The organism is Micromonospora desertarenae, assembly GCF_056150265.1.
Map to the genome: position 1 here is coordinate 438,843 of NZ_JAXCFQ010000004.1, position 14,774 is coordinate 453,616.

General features: G+C 73.9%; 13 protein-coding genes. 9 read left to right on the plus strand and 4 right to left on the minus strand.

The features are described from left to right. Window positions 1-4: 4 nt before the first annotated feature. The 6 genes from SM577_RS10830 to SM577_RS10855 all read left to right on the plus strand — a co-directional run bounded on the left by SM577_RS10830 (window position 5) and on the right by SM577_RS10855 (window position 8,648). On the plus strand, window positions 5-2,215 hold the full coding sequence (locus tag SM577_RS10830) for a bifunctional glycosyltransferase/CDP-glycerol:glycerophosphate glycerophosphotransferase (protein ID WP_474586815.1): 2,211 nt from the start codon (window positions 5-7) through the stop codon (window positions 2,213-2,215). Window positions 2,216-2,360: 145 nt separating this feature from the next. Continuing rightward, on the plus strand, window positions 2,361-3,665 hold the full coding sequence (locus SM577_RS10835; RefSeq protein ID WP_302918499.1) for an ABC transporter ATP-binding protein: 1,305 nt from the start codon (window positions 2,361-2,363) through the stop codon (window positions 3,663-3,665). Window positions 3,666-3,731: 66 nt separating this feature from the next. Beyond that, window positions 3,732-4,802 (plus strand): hypothetical protein, encoded by a 1,071-nt coding sequence (locus SM577_RS10840; protein WP_474586816.1) that lies wholly within the window; start codon window positions 3,732-3,734, stop codon window positions 4,800-4,802. Between the two features lie 205 nt (window positions 4,803-5,007). Continuing rightward, the gene (locus SM577_RS10845; RefSeq protein ID WP_302918497.1) at window positions 5,008-5,472 is read left to right on the plus strand and encodes a DUF4442 domain-containing protein; all 465 of its coding nucleotides are present in this window, start codon (window positions 5,008-5,010) and stop codon (window positions 5,470-5,472) included. A 54-nt stretch (window positions 5,473-5,526) separates the two neighbouring features. After that, window positions 5,527-6,279 (plus strand): HAD-IA family hydrolase, encoded by a 753-nt coding sequence (locus SM577_RS10850; RefSeq protein WP_474582260.1) that lies wholly within the window; start codon window positions 5,527-5,529, stop codon window positions 6,277-6,279. Further along, window positions 6,276-8,648 (plus strand): glycoside hydrolase family 65 protein, encoded by a 2,373-nt coding sequence (locus SM577_RS10855; protein ID WP_302918495.1) that lies wholly within the window; start codon window positions 6,276-6,278, stop codon window positions 8,646-8,648. The genes SM577_RS10850 and SM577_RS10855 overlap by 4 nt, the downstream gene beginning before the upstream one ends. Window positions 8,649-8,740: 92 nt before the next feature. Here the strand turns inward: SM577_RS10855 and SM577_RS10860 are convergent, their stop codons facing one another. Beyond that, window positions 8,741-8,920, minus strand: coding sequence for a hypothetical protein (locus tag SM577_RS10860; protein WP_302918494.1), 180 nt, complete (start codon window positions 8,918-8,920; stop codon window positions 8,741-8,743). A 161-nt stretch (window positions 8,921-9,081) separates the two neighbouring features. Here SM577_RS10860 and SM577_RS10865 point away from each other — a divergent pair, with 161 nt between their 5' ends. Further along, window positions 9,082-9,747, plus strand: a complete 666-nt coding sequence (locus SM577_RS10865; protein WP_302918493.1) for a dienelactone hydrolase family protein — start codon at window positions 9,082-9,084, stop codon at window positions 9,745-9,747. 51 nt (window positions 9,748-9,798) lie between these two features. Here SM577_RS10865 and SM577_RS10870 read toward each other — a convergent pair whose 3' ends face one another. After that, window positions 9,799-10,917: an AI-2E family transporter gene (locus tag SM577_RS10870; RefSeq protein ID WP_474586817.1), complete on the minus strand. Its 1,119-nt coding sequence runs from the start codon at window positions 10,915-10,917 to the stop codon at window positions 9,799-9,801. A 296-nt stretch (window positions 10,918-11,213) separates the two neighbouring features. On the opposite strand from SM577_RS10870, the gene SM577_RS10875 reads away from it, so the two are divergent. Then, window positions 11,214-11,396: an antitoxin gene (locus SM577_RS10875; RefSeq protein WP_302918491.1), complete on the plus strand. Its 183-nt coding sequence runs from the start codon at window positions 11,214-11,216 to the stop codon at window positions 11,394-11,396. A gap of 279 nt (window positions 11,397-11,675) precedes the next feature. On the opposite strand, the gene SM577_RS10880 is transcribed toward SM577_RS10875, so the two are convergent. Beyond that, on the minus strand, window positions 11,676-12,278 hold the full coding sequence (locus SM577_RS10880) for a hemerythrin domain-containing protein (RefSeq protein WP_302918490.1): 603 nt from the start codon (window positions 12,276-12,278) through the stop codon (window positions 11,676-11,678). Between the two features lie 248 nt (window positions 12,279-12,526). Between SM577_RS10880 and SM577_RS10885 the strand changes: the two genes are divergently transcribed. Beyond that, window positions 12,527-13,843: an FUSC family protein gene (locus SM577_RS10885; protein ID WP_302918489.1), complete on the plus strand. Its 1,317-nt coding sequence runs from the start codon at window positions 12,527-12,529 to the stop codon at window positions 13,841-13,843. Between the two features lie 10 nt (window positions 13,844-13,853). On the opposite strand, the gene SM577_RS10890 is transcribed toward SM577_RS10885, so the two are convergent. Further along, on the minus strand, window positions 13,854-14,513 hold the full coding sequence (locus SM577_RS10890) for a C39 family peptidase (protein ID WP_302918488.1): 660 nt from the start codon (window positions 14,511-14,513) through the stop codon (window positions 13,854-13,856). Window positions 14,514-14,774 lie beyond the last annotated feature (261 nt).

The window sequence follows — 14,774 nt, forward strand, 5'->3', positions numbered from 1 at the left end:
CCGGATGACCCTGATCAGTTTCGTCGTACCGGCCTACCGGGTGCAGGGCTACCTGCGCGAGTGCTTGGACTCCATCCTCGGCCAGCCGGTCGCCGACATCGAGGTGATCGGGGTCGACGACTGCTCGCCCGACGACGGCGGCGAGATCCTGGCCGAGTACGCGGCCCGCGACCAGCGGGTGCAGGCGATCCGGCTGACCGAGAACGTCGGGCTCGGTCCGGCCCGCAACATCGGGCTGGACCGGGCCGCCGGCGAGTACGTCTGGTTCGTCGACGGTGACGACTGGCTGGCGCCGGACTGCCTGGTCGAGGTGGCCGAGCGGCTGCGCGCCGACCGGCCGGACGTGCTGCTGGTCGACCACGTCCGGACGCACTGGAACGACACCGCCACCCGCAGCGCGATGGCCGAGGTGTTCCCGGAGCCGCCCGGCGCCGGGACCTTCCGGCTGCGGGACCGGCCGGAGACGCTGCGGCTGCTGCACACCGCCTGGAACCGGCTGGTCCGCCGGCGGTTCCTGGTCGAGCTGGGGCTGCGCTTCGCGCCGGGCTGGTACGAGGACGTCTCGTTCAGCTACCCGGTGCTGATGGCCGCCGAGCGGATCGCCGTGCTGGACCGGGTGTGTGTCAACTACCGGCAGCGGCGGGCCGGGGCGATCACCCGGACCCGCGGCGACCGGCACTTCGAGGTGTTCGAGCAGTGGCACCGGGTGTTCCGGCTGATGGACTCCTGGGGGCCGGCGGTCGACGAGCTGCGCCCGGCGGTCTTCGAGCGGATGATCTGGCACTACCTGACAGTGCTCGGCAACGGCGAGCGGATCGCGCCCGACCTGCGTCCCGGCTTCTTCCGCCAGATCACCGCCGACTACGCCCGCTGGGTCCCGCCGGAGCGCCCTCCGACCCCGGCCGGGGTGGAGGGGCTCAAGTACCGGCTGGTGGCGGCCGGGCGCTGGCGGACCTTCAGCGCGTTGCGGACCGCCGGCCAGGCCCGGGACGCGGCCCGGCGCACCGCCCGGGACGCGAAACGGCGGGTCGCGCCGGTGGCCCGGCGTACCGCCCGGACGGCCCGGGACGCGCTGCTGCGCGAGTACTACCGGGCCGAGCTGCGCCGACCGGTCGACCCGACGCTGGCGGTGTACGCGGCCTACTGGTATCGCGGCTACGCCTGCAACCCGGCGGCCGTCTACGAGGCGGCGCGGCGGCTGGCGCCGCAGGTGCGCGGGGTGTGGATCGTCCGCCGGGACCGGGTGCACACGCTGCCCGACGGCGTCGAGTACGTCGTCGCCGGCACGCCCGCGTACCACCGGGTGCTGGCCCGGGCCCGCTGGCTGGTCAACAACGTCAACTTCCCGGACTTCGTCCGCAAGCGACCCGAGCAGGTGCACCTGCAGACCCACCACGGCACGCCGGTCAAGGTGATGGGGCTGGACCAGCAGCGCTACCCGCTCGGCGCGGTCGGGATGGACTTCGCCGGGCTGCTGCGCCGGGTGGACCGCTGGGACTACAGCGTCAGCGCGAACAGCTTCTCCACCCAGATGTGGGAGCGCGCCTACCCGGCCGCGTACACCACCCTGGAGGTCGGCTACCCGCGCAACGACCGGCTGGTCACCGCCACCGCCGAGGAGGTACGGCGGATCCGCGTCGACCTCGGCCTCGGCCCCGACGAGCAGGTGGTGCTCTACGCGCCGACGCACCGGGAGCACCTGCCCGGCTACCGGCCGCCGTTCGACCCGGACCGGTTCCTCGACGTGCTCGGCCCGACCGGCCGGTTGCTGATGCGCAGCCACTACTTCCACGACCGGGACCGGCGGACCCGGCGGCCGCTGTCGAGGGACCGGATCCGCGACGTCAGCGGCCATCCCCGGGTGGAGGACCTCTACCTCGCCGCCGACGTGCTGGTCACCGACTACTCGTCGGCGATGTTCGACTACGCGGTGCTGGACCGGCCGATCGTCGTCTACGCCCCGGACTGGGACGCGTACCGGCTGGCCCGCGGCGTCTACTTCGACGTGACGGCGGAGCCGCCGGGTGCGGTGGCCCGCACCTTCGCCGACCTGCTCGACCTGTTCCGCTCCGGCGAGTACGGCTCGGACGCGGCCGGCAAGGCCCGCCAGCAGTTCCGGACCCGGTTCTGTTCGCTCGAGGACGGTCACGCCGCCGAGCGGCTGGTCCGCCGGGTCTTCCTCGGCGAGTCGCCGGAGACCCGTCCGGCCTGCTGAACCATCGCTCAGGTCGATCGCCGGCGCTCGATACGGCGTAATAGGTCTGTCACTGGCTGAACATGGCACGTTTACCCGATGTGCGGAGCGCATGAGTTTCGTCACAGTCATTCGGGGTTCGGTCGATGAGCTGGGGGAGGAGACGGTGACTACCGTCGCGCTCAAGGATGTGACCAAGGTTTTCGATGACGGCACGCGCGCCGTCGACAGCGTCAGCCTCGACGTCAACGACGGCGAGTTCATGGTGCTGCTCGGCCCGTCCGGTTGCGGCAAGTCCACGGTGCTGCGGATGGTCGCCGGGCTGGAGGATCCGAGCTCGGGCGCCATCATGCTCGACGGGGAGCTGGCCAACGACCTGCCGCCCCGGGACCGGCGGATCGCCATGGTCTTCCAGGACTTCGCGCTCTACCCGCACATGACGGTCGGCGACAACATCGCCTTCCCGCTGCGGCTGGCCGGGATCGAGCCGGTGCCGCGCGGCGAGCGGGTCACCGACGTGGCCAGCGCCCTGGGCATCGGCGACGTGCTCGGTCGCAAGCCCAGCCAGCTCTCCGGCGGGCAGCGCCAGCGGGTGGCGATGGGGCGGGCGATCGTCCGCCGGCCCGGCCTGTTCCTGATGGACGAGCCACTGTCCAATCTCGACAGCGGGCTCCGCGCCGAGCTGCGCGCGGAGATCTCCGGCCTCACCCGCGAGCTGGGCGTCACCACCATCTACGTCACCCACGACCAGGCCGAGGCACTGACCATGGCCGACCGGGTCGCGATCATGCGCAAGGGGGTCCTCCAGGACGTCGGCACCCCCACCCAGGTGTACGGGCGGCCGGCCACCCTCTACGTGGCCGCGTTCCTCGGCAGCCCGCGGATGAACCTGCTGGAGGCCTCGGTCTACGTCCACCTCGACCGCTACGTCACGCTCACCCTCGGCGAGCAGGCGCTCTACCTGCCCTGGGACGACATCCGCAGCCGGGCGGTGGCGCACTACCACGGGGAGCGGATCGTGGTCGGGATGCGGGCCGAGGCGCTCACCCCGGTCACCCCGGACAGCCCGGGCGACGTGCTGCACGGCCGGATCCGCTACCTGGAGCACCACGGGCACGAGTCGCTGGCCTTCCTGGACATCGGGGCCACCGCGATCGTGGTCGACGAGATGGGCGCGCGCGGCGAGACCGCCGACGTCGCCGGCCAGCGCGGGCTGCGCCGGTTCGGCCAGGTCATGCAGCGGCTCGCCGGGCGGGCCGGGGAGGGGGAGGCGCCGAGCGCGTCCGTCGGCACGCGGACCAGCGTGCTCAACGACCCCGGCCGGCACCACCGGCGCCCGGCCGAGCTGGCCGTCCGGCTGGCTCCGTACCCGGCGGTCTCCGCCGGTCACCCGCTCTCGGTAGCGGTACGCATGGACGCGCTGCACTTCTTCGACGAGCGCGGCGACCGGATCGACGTGGGGTGGCGGTGACCGGCCCGGTGCCCTACCGTCAGCGCACCACAATCCACAGAGCATCGAACCGGAAGGGGTGCGCCCGTGTCGGGTGACCGTCCCAGCCCGCTGGTCATCGAGCGCATCCTGCGCGACCGGCAGGGCATCTGGCAGCAGATCGTGGCCGAGCGCGACCTGAACGCGCTGACCGGCCGGATGCTGGCCAGCTCGGCCGTGGCGCTGGCCTGCTACGGCGCGGTGCTGGGCGCGTTCCACAGCCCGCTGATGGCGCTGACCTCGGCGGTGAAGCTGCCGCTGCTCTTCCTGGTCACGCTGGTCATCTGCCTGCCCACGCTCTACCTGTTCAACCTGGTCTTCGGGGCCCGGCTCTCGGTACGGCAGTCGGTGGCCCTGGTCATGGTGGCCATCACGGTGACCTCGATGCTCGCCGTGGCGTTCGCGCCGATCAGCCTGTTCTTCCTGATCACCGCCCCCGACTACGGCTTCTTCAAGCTGCTGAACGTGGCGATCCTGACCCTGTCCGCGGTGGTCGGCCTGCGCTTCCTGACCGGTGGCATGCAGGTGCTCAACGAGCACGGCCTGCTCGCCCCGGCCACCGCCGGCCAGGCGGCGAACGCCGCCACCCCCGCCGCCCAGGCGGTGCCCGCCCAGGCCGCTCCCGCGCCGGCCGTGCCGGCCGAGGCGGTGCAGCCCGCCCCGGCGGTCGCCGAGCCGGTGCCGGCGGGTGCGACGGTCGGCGGCGCGCCGGTCGCCGCCAACGGCAGCACGGCGGCCGGCGACGGGTCCGCCGCGCCGACCACCGGCCAGCCGGCCCCGGCGCAGCCCGGCCCGGTCGCGCAGCCGGTGCTGGTGGCGCAGCCGGCCTTCGCCGGGCAGCCGGCGCTCGTGCCGGCGGGCTACCCGGCCGGGATCGTGCCGCCCGGCTATCCGCAGCGGCCCTGGGGCACCCCGCCGGCCCGGCGCGGTGAGCCGGGCCAGCGCCCGGCCAGCATGACCCTGCTCTACATCTGGATCCTGCTCTTCGGCTTCGTCGGCACCCAGCTCGCCTGGACGCTGCGCCCGTTCTTCGGCGACCCGGGCCAGGGCTTCGCGCTGTTCCGCAGCATCGACGGCAACTTCTACGCCGAGATCCTCCGAACCATCGCCAACCTCTGACCCGCCACCACCCCGACGCGCCCCGCCCCCGCTCCCGGGACGGGGCGCGTCGCCGGTGAGCGGGTCGGTGGCGGGTCGTCCGGGCGCGTCGGTGGTCGCTCCGACGACCACAGACGCACCCGAAGCCATCGCGGGGCGCACTGCTCCCGGATCGGCGGGCGCAGCCGCTTGTCCGGGAAGTTACCGGCGAGTAACGTTCCGGGGTATGACCATCGACTCGCGCCAGGTGGCGGCGGCCATGCTCGAGGCCGTGCCGTTCGCCCGTACGTTGAATCTGGAGATCCTCGAGGTGGCCCCCGAGGCGGAGGGTGGGGTGCGGGCGGTCGTCCGGCTGCCCGACACGCCGGCCACCCACAACCACGTCGGCGGTCCGCACGCCGGTGCGATGTTCACCCTCGGCGAGACCGCCTCCGGCACGGTGGTGATGGCCGCGTTCGGGCACCTGCTCGACCGCGCGGTGCCGCTCGCGGTGCGCGCCGAGATCGCGTACCGGAAGCTGGCGATGGGTCCGGTGCTGGCCACCGCCCGGCTCGGCCGCCCGCCGGCCGAGGTGATCGCCGAGCTGGAGGCCGGCCAGCGGCCGGAGTTCCCGGTCCAGGTGGAGATCGCCACCGAGGAGGGCAAGCCCACCTCCACGCTGACAGTGGTCTGGACGCTGCGGCCGAACTGACCCGACGGGGCCGAAACGGGTTTCTCCCGGCGGCGGTCTGGATAGATTCGTACCGTGCTGGGCCTGCCTGCTCACGTGACCGCCTGTCTCTTCGACCTGGACGGTGTGCTGACGCAGACCGCCCGGGTGCACAACGCCGCCTGGAAGGCGACCTTCGACGAGTTCCTCCAGCGGCACGCCGCGATCAGCGGTGAGCCGTACCGCCCCTTCGACCCGGGGCCGGACTACAACCGGTACGTCGACGGCCGGCCCCGCGCCGACGGGGTGCGGGCCTTCCTCGCCTCACGCGGCGTGGTGCTGCCCGAGGGCACGCCCGACGACCCGCCCGAGGCCGAGACGGTCAACGGCGTCGGCAACCGGAAGAACGTCCGGCTGTTGCAGGAACTGCGAACCCACGGGGTGGACGTCTACCCCGGCTCGGTCGACTACCTGACTGCGGCCGCGGCGGCGGGGCTGCGCCGCGCGGTGGTCACCGCCAGCGCCAACGGCGCGGAGGTGGTCGCCGCCGCCGGCCTGGAGCCGCTGCTGGAGGCCCGGGTGGACGGCCTGGTCGCGCGCGCCCAGGCGCTGCGGGGCAAGCCGTACCCGGACACCTTCCTGGCCGGCGCGAAGCTGCTCGGCGTCGAGCCGGCGCAGGCCGCCGTGTTCGAGGACGCGCTGGCCGGGGTGGCCGCCGGGCGGGCCGGCGGGTTCGGCTACGTGGTCGGGGTCGACCGGGTCGGGCAGGCCGACGAACTGCGGGCACACGGCGCGGACGTGGTGGTCGGCGACCTCGCCGAACTGCTCGACGAGGGGCGGGGCGCATGATCAGGGAACGGGCCTATCCGGTCGAGCCGTGGCACGTGCGGGAGACCCGGCTGGACATGGACGTGCTCGCCCAGTCCGAGTCGGTCTTCGCGCTCTCCAACGGCCACGTCGGGCTGCGCGGCAACCTCGACGAGGGCGAGCCGCACGGCCTGCCCGGCACCTACCTCAACTCCTTCTACGAGCTGCGCCCGCTGCCGTACGCCGAGGCCGGGTTCGGCTTCCCCGAGTCGGGTCAGACGATCGTCAACGTCACCAACGGCAAGCTGATCCGGCTGCTGGTCGACGACGAGCCGCTCGACGTCCGCTACGGCGAGCTGATCGCCCACGAGCGGATCCTCGACCTGCGCGCCGGCACCCTGCACCGGGAGCTGCACTGGCGCTCCCCGGCCGGCCGCGAGGTCAAGGTGCGCAGCACCCGGCTGGTCTCGTTCACCCAGCGGGCGATCGCCGCGATCAACTACGAGGTGGAGGCGGTCGACGGGCCGCTGCGGCTGATCGTCCAGTCGGAACTGGTGGCGAACGAGACGCTGCCGGCGCAGAGCAAGGACCCGCGGGTGGCGGCGGTCCTCGAATCGCCGCTGCTCGCCGAGGAGGAGCTGACCACCGACGACGGCGGGCTGCTGATCCACCGCACCAAGGTCTCCGGACTGCGGGTGGCCGCCGCGATGGACCACGACGTGCAGGCGCCGGCCCGCACCACCATCGAGTCCGAGGGGTACGAGGACTGGGTCCGTACCACCACCGCGTGCGTGCTGGAGCCCGGCCAGACGCTCCGGGTGGTCAAGTACCTGGCGTACGGCTGGTCCAGCCGGCGCTCGCTGCCGGCGCTGCGCGACCAGGTCAACGCCGCCCTCGCCGGGGCGAAGCTGGACGGCTGGGAGGGGCTGCGCCGGGAGCAGCGGGAGTACCTCGACGAGTTCTGGGACGCCGCCGACGTGGTGGTGGAGGGCGACCCGGAGGTGCAGCAGGCGGTCCGCTTCGGCCTCTTCCACGTGCTGCAGGCCGGCGCGCGGGCCGAGCGCCGGCCGATCCCCGCGAAGGGGTTGACCGGTACCGGATACGACGGGCACGCGTTCTGGGACACCGAGATGTTCGTGCTGCCGGTGCTCACCTACACCCATCCCGCCGCCGTGCGGGACGCCCTGCACTGGCGGCACCGCACGCTGCCCTACGCGCGCGAGCACGCCCGGACGCTGAACCTGGAGGGTGCGGACTTCCCCTGGCGGACCATCGAGGGGCCGGAGTCGTCGGGCTACTGGCCGGCGGGCACGGCGGCCTTTCACGTCACCGCGGGTATCGCCGACGCGCTGCGGCGCTACGTGCTGGTCACCGGGGACGTCGAGCTGGAACGGGAGATCGGGCTGGAGCTGCTGGTGGAGACCGCCCGGCTGTGGCGCTCGCTCGGCCACCACGACCGGCGCGGAAAGTTCCACATCGACGGGGTCACCGGCCCGGACGAGTACACCGCTGTGAAGAACGACAACATCTACACCAACCTGATGGCGCAGCGGAACCTGCTCACCGCCGCCGACGCGGTGATGCGGCACCGGGACGAGGCGCTCCGCCTCGGAGTCACCGACGAGGAGGCGGCCTCCTGGCGGGACGCCGCGGTGGACATGCACATCCCGTACGACGAGGAACTCGGCGTCCACCAGCAGGTGGAGGGCTTCACCCGGTTGCAGGAGTGGGACTTCGCGCACACCCCGGCGGAGAAGTACCCGCTGCTGCTGCACTACCCGTACTTCGACCTGTACCGCAAGCAGGTGGTCAAGCAGGCCGACCTGGTGCTGGCCATGCACTGGCGGGGTGACGCGTTCACCCCGGAGCAGAAGCTGCGCAACTTCCTCTACTACGAGCGCCGTACCGTGCGGGACTCGTCGCTGTCGGCCTGCACGCAGGCGGTGCTGGCGGCCGAGGTGGGCCATCCCGAGTTGGCGCACAGCTACCTGCGCGAGGCCGCGCTGATGGACCTGCACGACCTGAGCGAGAACACCCGCAACGGGGTGCACATGGCGGCGTTGGCCGGGGCGTGGATCGCGCTGGTGGCCGGCTTCGGCGGGCTGCGCGACCACGACGGCACGCTGTCCTTCTCGCCCCGGCTCTCCAGCCGGCTGAGCCGGCTGGAGTTCTCGTTGCAGTGGCGGGACATGCGGCTGCGGGTCGACGTGCGGCCGCACCAGGTGACGTACGCGCTGCGCCACGGCGACCCGGACGACGTGCTGGAACTGCGCCACCACGGCGAGAAGGTGCGGGTCACCTGCGACGAGCCGGTGACCGTGCCGGTGCCGCCGCTGGAGGTCTCCGGTCCGGCGCCGGAACAGGCCCCCGGCCGGTCACCGCTGCTGCGGCTGCCGGAGCACGAGCCGTAGGGGAGGAGCCCACGCCGGGCGGGCGGCGTACCACGACGAACCGGACGGACGGCGCCGCCGGCCCGCGACGTGGCGGGCCGGCGGCGGTCGGTCTAGAGCGACCTGCCCTGGGACGGTCGGCCCGCGGCGTCCCGCGGCGCCATCGCCCGCGGATCGTCGGCCACCCGGGCCTTGGCGGCCTCGTCCCCCCAGTCCCGGCTGCGTTCCTCGTCCTGTTCCCGCCGTTCCTGCTCGGCGGTCTGCGGTCGGGACCCTCGCTGCTGCTGCGCCATGGCGATCCTCGCGATCCGTCGGGGCGCCCTCGCGCCGGTACGGTCTGCGGTCACCCGCCGGCTACCCGACCACCCGGCCGACAAACGCCGGCGTGCCGCGCGCGGCGCCGGGTAAGCCCGGTGACGCAGCCGGTGGTCCGGCCGGCGGGGTGGAGGTCGAGATGGACGTGCGCAGCAGCGAGGTGACGATCCCGGCGGGGGCGGTCGAGCTCACCGCCGACCTGCTCGTCCCGGCGGAACCCGCCGGGGTGGTGCTCTTCGCGCACGGCAGTGGCAGTTCCCGGCACAGCCCGCGCAACGTCGCGGTGGCCCACGTGCTGAACCGGCAGGCGCTCGGCACCGTGCTGGTGGACCTGCTCACCGCGACCGAGGACCAACTGGACGCCCGCACCGCTGAGCTGCGCTTCGACATCGGCCTGCTCGCCGACCGGCTGGCCGCGATCGTCGACTGGCTGGACACCGAGCGTCCCTTCGGCCCGGCGCCGATCGGTCTCTTCGGCGCCAGCACCGGCGCGGCCGCCGCCCTGGTCGCCGCGGCGGCCCGGCCGGACCTGGTGCGCGCGGTGGTCTCCCGGGGTGGCCGGCCGGACCTGGCCGGCCCGGCCCTGGGTCAGGTGCGCGCGCCGACGCTGCTGCTGGTCGGCGGCCTGGACGAGCAGGTGATCACGCTGAACGAGCAGGCCCGGGACGCCATGCGGGGCAACGCCGAGCTGCGGATCGTCCCCGGCGCCACCCACCTGTTCGAGGAACCGGGCACGCTGGAGGAGGTGTCCGACGCCGCCACCGGCTGGTTCACCACCCACCTGCGCCACCCGATCCCCTCCTGACCGGCCGGGACGCGCCGCGAGGCGGTCAACCGGTCCCGGGGGCACGCTGGCCTACCTCGACTCCGCCGGCTCCAACGGCGCGTCGCGGTGCTGTTGCACGGTCTCCACGATCCGCCAGACCACGGCGGTGATCGGCACCGCGACGAAGGCGCCGGCGATCCCGGCGACCAGGGTTCCGGCGGTGACCGCGACCAGGATCACCGCCGGGTGCAGGCGTACCTGGCGCTTCATGATCAGGGGTTCCAGCAGGTTGCCCTCGATCTGCTGCACGGCGATGACGGCGGCCAGGGTGAGCAGCGCGGTGCCCGGCCCGTTGGCCGCGAGCGCCACCAGCACCGCCACCGCGCCGGCCACGGTGGCCCCGATGATCGGTACGAACCCGCCGAGGAAGGTGATCAGCGCGAGCGGCAGCGCCAGCGGGACGCGGAGCACCACCAGGGCCAGACCGATGCCGATCGCGTCGATCGCCGCGATCATCATCGTCCCCCGGCTGTACGCGCCCAGCGTGCGCCAGCCGACCCGGCCGGCCTCGGCGGCCACCGCCCGGTTCGGCCCGGTCGCCCGGTCGAGCACCCAGTGCCACATCGACCGGCCGTCCTTGAGCAGGAAGAAGAGGAGCACCAGCGCCAGCAGCGCGGAGCCGAGGACCTCGCCGACCGTCCGGGCGCCCGCCACCGGGTCCAGCGAGCCCTGGCTGAGCGCCTGGCGTCCCTGCTCGACGAGACGGTCGAGCTGCTGGTCGGTCACCGGCAGGGTGGAGGTGACGAAGTCCCGGCTGCGGTCCAGGCCGCGCTGGAGCTCCTCGCTCAACTCGCTGAACTGGCTGGCGGTCAGGTTCCACACCAGCACCCCGACCCCGACCAGGATGCCGAGCAGGAGCAGCACGGTGAGCAGGGCGGCCAGCGCGGCGGGCAGCCGGAGCCGGCGCAGCCGGAGCAGCACCGGGTCGAGCAGGGCGGTCAGGAAGACGGTGGCGGCCAGCGCGATGGCCAGCGGCGCGAGCAGGACGGCGATCCGGCCGACCAGGTAGAGCCCGGCGGCCACGACCACCAGGCAGGCGCTCCACACGACAGCGATACGGACCAGCCACGGCAGGGTCGCCCACGCCTGCCGGGGACTGCCGTCCCGGCTCGTCGTCTCGGGCGTCCGCCCGGCACCGTCGTCACTCACGTCGGCCCTCCTCGATCTCCGGCGTGGTCCGTACCCGGCCGGCGTCCGTCCGACACCCGTGCCCACGCTAGGCGGCCCGCCGGGCGCGGGGGAGCGGATCGGTGTTCCCGGCGGCGGGGCCGAGGACCGTCCACGGTGGCGCGGGGGCGGGAGCCGGTCGCCGCGGCGCCGGTGTCGACCCGGTTCGGCCGGTGCGCCGCGCGTCCGGTCCGTGACGGTCTGTCCGGCCGGTCGGCGTTTGCGCCCAGGGTCGCGGGGAACCCAGGATGCTCGACCCCGACGCGAGGAGAACCGTGATGAGCGACTTCATGGACAAGGCCAAGGACTTCGCCGACAAGCACGACAAGCAGGTCGACCAGGGGCTGGAGAAGGGCGGCGACATGGCCGACCAGCGCACCGGCGGCAAGTACGACGACCAGATCGACAAGGGCGTGGACCAGGCCCAGGCGCGTACCGGCGAGGGCGACCAGGTGCGCTGAGTTGCCCTGCCGTCCCGGGTCGCCGCGCGCGGTGGCCCGGGACAGTCCTTTCCGGAGCGCCCGTGACCGTTGTCAGCGCTGCACGAGGTTACGCAGCGCTGGGGGAGCGCGACTCTACCAAGCCGACGCCCCCGAGGTGGCCCGCGCCGACCGGGACGGTGGGCCGGGAACACGCGGTGGCCCCCGGCGGGCCCCGTCGCGTCGACCCCACGTCGCCGAAGGGTCGACAACCGCGAGGTCGCGAACGGGTTCCGCCGGGGGCCACCGGCGCCCGGTCGGTCAGCTCTGCTTGTCGCGCAGGTCCGACATGGAGGTGGGGCGGCCGCTGAGCGCGTCGCGCATCCGGTCGACCAGGCCGGTGCCCGGGTTGAGCAGCCGGTTGGCCGGCGGGTGGTCCGGGGCGGCCGGGTGCGGCCGGGTCGGCGCGGCCTTCTTCGCCGCGGTCACCTTGCCGGCCAGCTCCACCAGCTCCTCACGGGCCACCGCGGCGCGCAGCCGGGGGAAGAGGTCGCTCTCCTCGTCCTGCACGTGGTGGCGGATCGTGCTGGTCAGGTGGGTCAGCAGCGGGTCGAAGCGGGGGTCGGAGGGATCCAGCGACTCCAGCTCCTTCATGGTCCGTTCGGCGTCGGAGTGCTCGCTGATCTCGTGTTCGGCGATCTGGTCGCCGTCCGGCAGCGCCTTGCGGGCCAGCGGGTAGACGTACATCTCCTCGGCGACGGCGTGCCGGACCAGCTCGGCGATCACCACGTCGGCCAGCTGCCGGCGGTGCTCGGGGGTGCCCTGCCGGGTCTCCAGCTCGACGAAGAGCGTCTCCACCTCGCGGTGGTCGGCGGTCAGCACGTCGACGACGTCCTGGCCGGCGGTGGTCTGTGTCTCGGTCATGATGGCCCCTTACCGGTTGCGGAAACGGTCGGTTGCCGGGCCTGGTACCCCCGGCCGGGCGGGCGAACCACCAGACCGGAGGCCGGGCATCCACCGCCGTCTCCGCGCCCGGTCATGGGCGGCCGTCGAGGAGCGCGGCCGGCGGGTGCCGGGCGGTGGCCGCCAGCACCGGTTGGTGTCGACGGAGTACGGCAGCGCCCCGTCCCGATCGGGGCGATTCACCCGCTCCGGGCCGGGTAACCGCCGCCATGGCCGAGAACCGCCGGACGACCGACTCCCCCCGGTCACCGCTGGACACGGTGCGGGACCGGGGCGGTCGGGCGGTGGCCGGGGCCCGGCAACGCGGTGCGCAGGCGGGCCGGCTGCGGCTGCGGCAGTTGGAGGTCACCCTGGTGATCGCCCTCCAGGCGGGGCTGGCCGCCGCGCTGGCCGCGCTGATCGCGCAGAAGCTGCTCGGGCCCGGCCCGCACGTCTTCGCCCCGGCCGCCGCCGTCGGCACCATCGCCGCCGCGATCGGCCAGCGCACCCGGCGGACGTTGGAGCTGCTGGTCGGTGTGGCGCTCGGCATCGTCATCGGCGACGTCCTGCTGTTCTGGCTCGGCTTCGGTCCGTGGCAGACCGGCCTGGTGGTCGCCCTGGCGATCGCGGCGGCGCTGCTGGTCGCCGGGCGCAGCGGCTCCCTGGTCGGGCAGGCGGGCGGTACCGCCGTGCTGATCGCCACCCTCTCCCCGTCCGAGCGCAACCTGGAGATGCCCCGGATCCTCGACGCGGTGGTCGGCAGCGTGGTGGGGCTGCTGGTGGTGGCGTTGCTGGTGCCGATCAACCCGATCCGGGTGCTGGACCGGGCCACCGCGCCGATCTTCGCGCAGGTCACCGACGGGCTGCACGAGGTCGCCACCGGCCTGGACCAGCGGGACGCGGACCGGGTGGTGCGGGCCCTGGAGCGGCTGCGCGGCCTGGACGCCGACGTCGGGCGGCTGAACGAGTCGCTCAGCGGTGCCGAGGAGGTGGTCACGATCGCGCCGGCCCGGTGGCACCGGCGCCAGGAATACCACCGCTACGCGCGCAGCGCCGAGCACCTGGAGCGGATGGTGCTCGACAGCCGGGCGCTGACCCGCCGGTCGGCCACCCTGCTCCAGTACGGCGAACCGGTGCCGGGGCCGCTGCCCGACGCGGTGGCCCGGCTCGCGGCGGCGATCGGCGAACTGCGGCGGGAGTGCCAGCGCGGCGAACCGCCCGAACGCGCCCGGCAACTGGTGCTGGAGGCCGCCGAACTGGCCGGCCGGGCCTGGGCCGACGGGGTGGGCAGCTTCGGCGACACGGTGGTGACGGACCTGCGTACCGCCGCCAGCGACCTGCTCCGCGCGACCGGCTGCGAGCCGGACGAGGCCAACCGGCTGGTCCGCCGGGCGGCCGGTGCCGGCGAGTTCGCCGGCCGGCCACCGGCCCGGCGCCGGATGGAGCGCCGGACCCCGCCGGCCCGGTCCCGCCGTGCCCGTCGCACGCACCGGCACCGCGGACGGCGCCGGGCCGGCCTCCCCGAACGGGGGAGACCGGCCCGCTGATGCCCGTCGGTCAGGACGAGTAGCCGCGCTCGGCGATCCAGTTGGCGACCTTCTCCAGGGTCATCCAGTACTCCGGCACCGGGCTGGCCGGGTCGGCGACCCGGATCAGGTCAGCGCCGTCCCGGTAGCCCACCAGGGTCAGGTAGTGGCCACCCTCGTACGAGTGCGGGCTGCCGTCGGTGTCCACCGCGGTGCCCTTGACGTTGGCCACCACCGGCCGGCCGGCGTCCAGCGCGGCCAGTACGTCGGCACGCAGCCGGTCGATCTCCTCCGGCTTGGCGACCGGGCCCCGGATCTCGGTGGTCTTGTACCGGCCACCGGTCAGCTCGTTGAGCACCCGGGTGGTGTCCAGCGCCGAGTCGGTGCCGGCCTCGGTGGTGCCCAGCCGCTTCGCGACCTCGTCCTGGGACAGCGCCTTGCCCTGCGCGGACAGCGCGATCCGGGTCGCGGCCGGGCCGCAGTAGTAGAAGTTGGGCTGCGCCTGGTACTCGATGCCGACCATGCGCTCGGCCCGCTTGTCCGCGCGGCCGCCCTTGTCGGTGTGCGGCGCGGCGACCGGGAGAGTGCCGGTCGGCGCGGCCTGGGCGGCCGTCGTGGCGCCCGCGACGCAGCTGCCGGCCACCAGCAGCCCGGCGACGGACAGACCACTCTTCTTCAGGATGGAGTTCATGGGTCGGGCTCCAATCGGGGGTTTGTCGGCTCCGGGATCGGGGCCGCAAGCACCGGGAAAGGCGCTCGGCTCAACGGGAATCCGCATCGCCCGGGCCGCGTCGGCCACGGGCGTGCCGGGGGATGTAACGGTCCTGCTCCGACCGGCATTCCGCCCGGCCGGTCAGCCTGTTCCGCCGGTCCGACCAGGTCCAACAGCGGCCGCGGCGGCCGGATTCCGGCGGTTCGGCGGCCCGCCACACCGAATCCTCGACCCCGACGC

Bases quoted from the DNA above. Each gene is read 5' to 3' on its own strand.
- SM577_RS10890 (WP_302918488.1), bottom strand. From the start codon at position 14,513: ATGAACTCCATCCTGAAGAAGAGTGGTCTGTCCGTCGCCGGGCTGCTG.
- SM577_RS10885 (WP_302918489.1), top strand. From the start codon at position 12,527: ATGGCCGAGAACCGCCGGACGACCGACTCCCCCCGGTCACCGCTGGAC.
- SM577_RS10855 (WP_302918495.1), top strand. From the start codon at position 6,276: ATGATCAGGGAACGGGCCTATCCGGTCGAGCCGTGGCACGTGCGGGAG.
- SM577_RS10865 (WP_302918493.1), top strand. From the start codon at position 9,082: ATGGACGTGCGCAGCAGCGAGGTGACGATCCCGGCGGGGGCGGTCGAG.
- SM577_RS10880 (WP_302918490.1), bottom strand. From the start codon at position 12,278: ATGACCGAGACACAGACCACCGCCGGCCAGGACGTCGTCGACGTGCTG.
- SM577_RS10845 (WP_302918497.1), top strand. From the start codon at position 5,008: ATGACCATCGACTCGCGCCAGGTGGCGGCGGCCATGCTCGAGGCCGTG.
- SM577_RS10860 (WP_302918494.1), bottom strand. From the start codon at position 8,920: ATGGCGCAGCAGCAGCGAGGGTCCCGACCGCAGACCGCCGAGCAGGAA.
- SM577_RS10875 (WP_302918491.1), top strand. From the start codon at position 11,214: ATGAGCGACTTCATGGACAAGGCCAAGGACTTCGCCGACAAGCACGAC.
- SM577_RS10830 (WP_474586815.1), top strand. From the start codon at position 5: ATGACCCTGATCAGTTTCGTCGTACCGGCCTACCGGGTGCAGGGCTAC.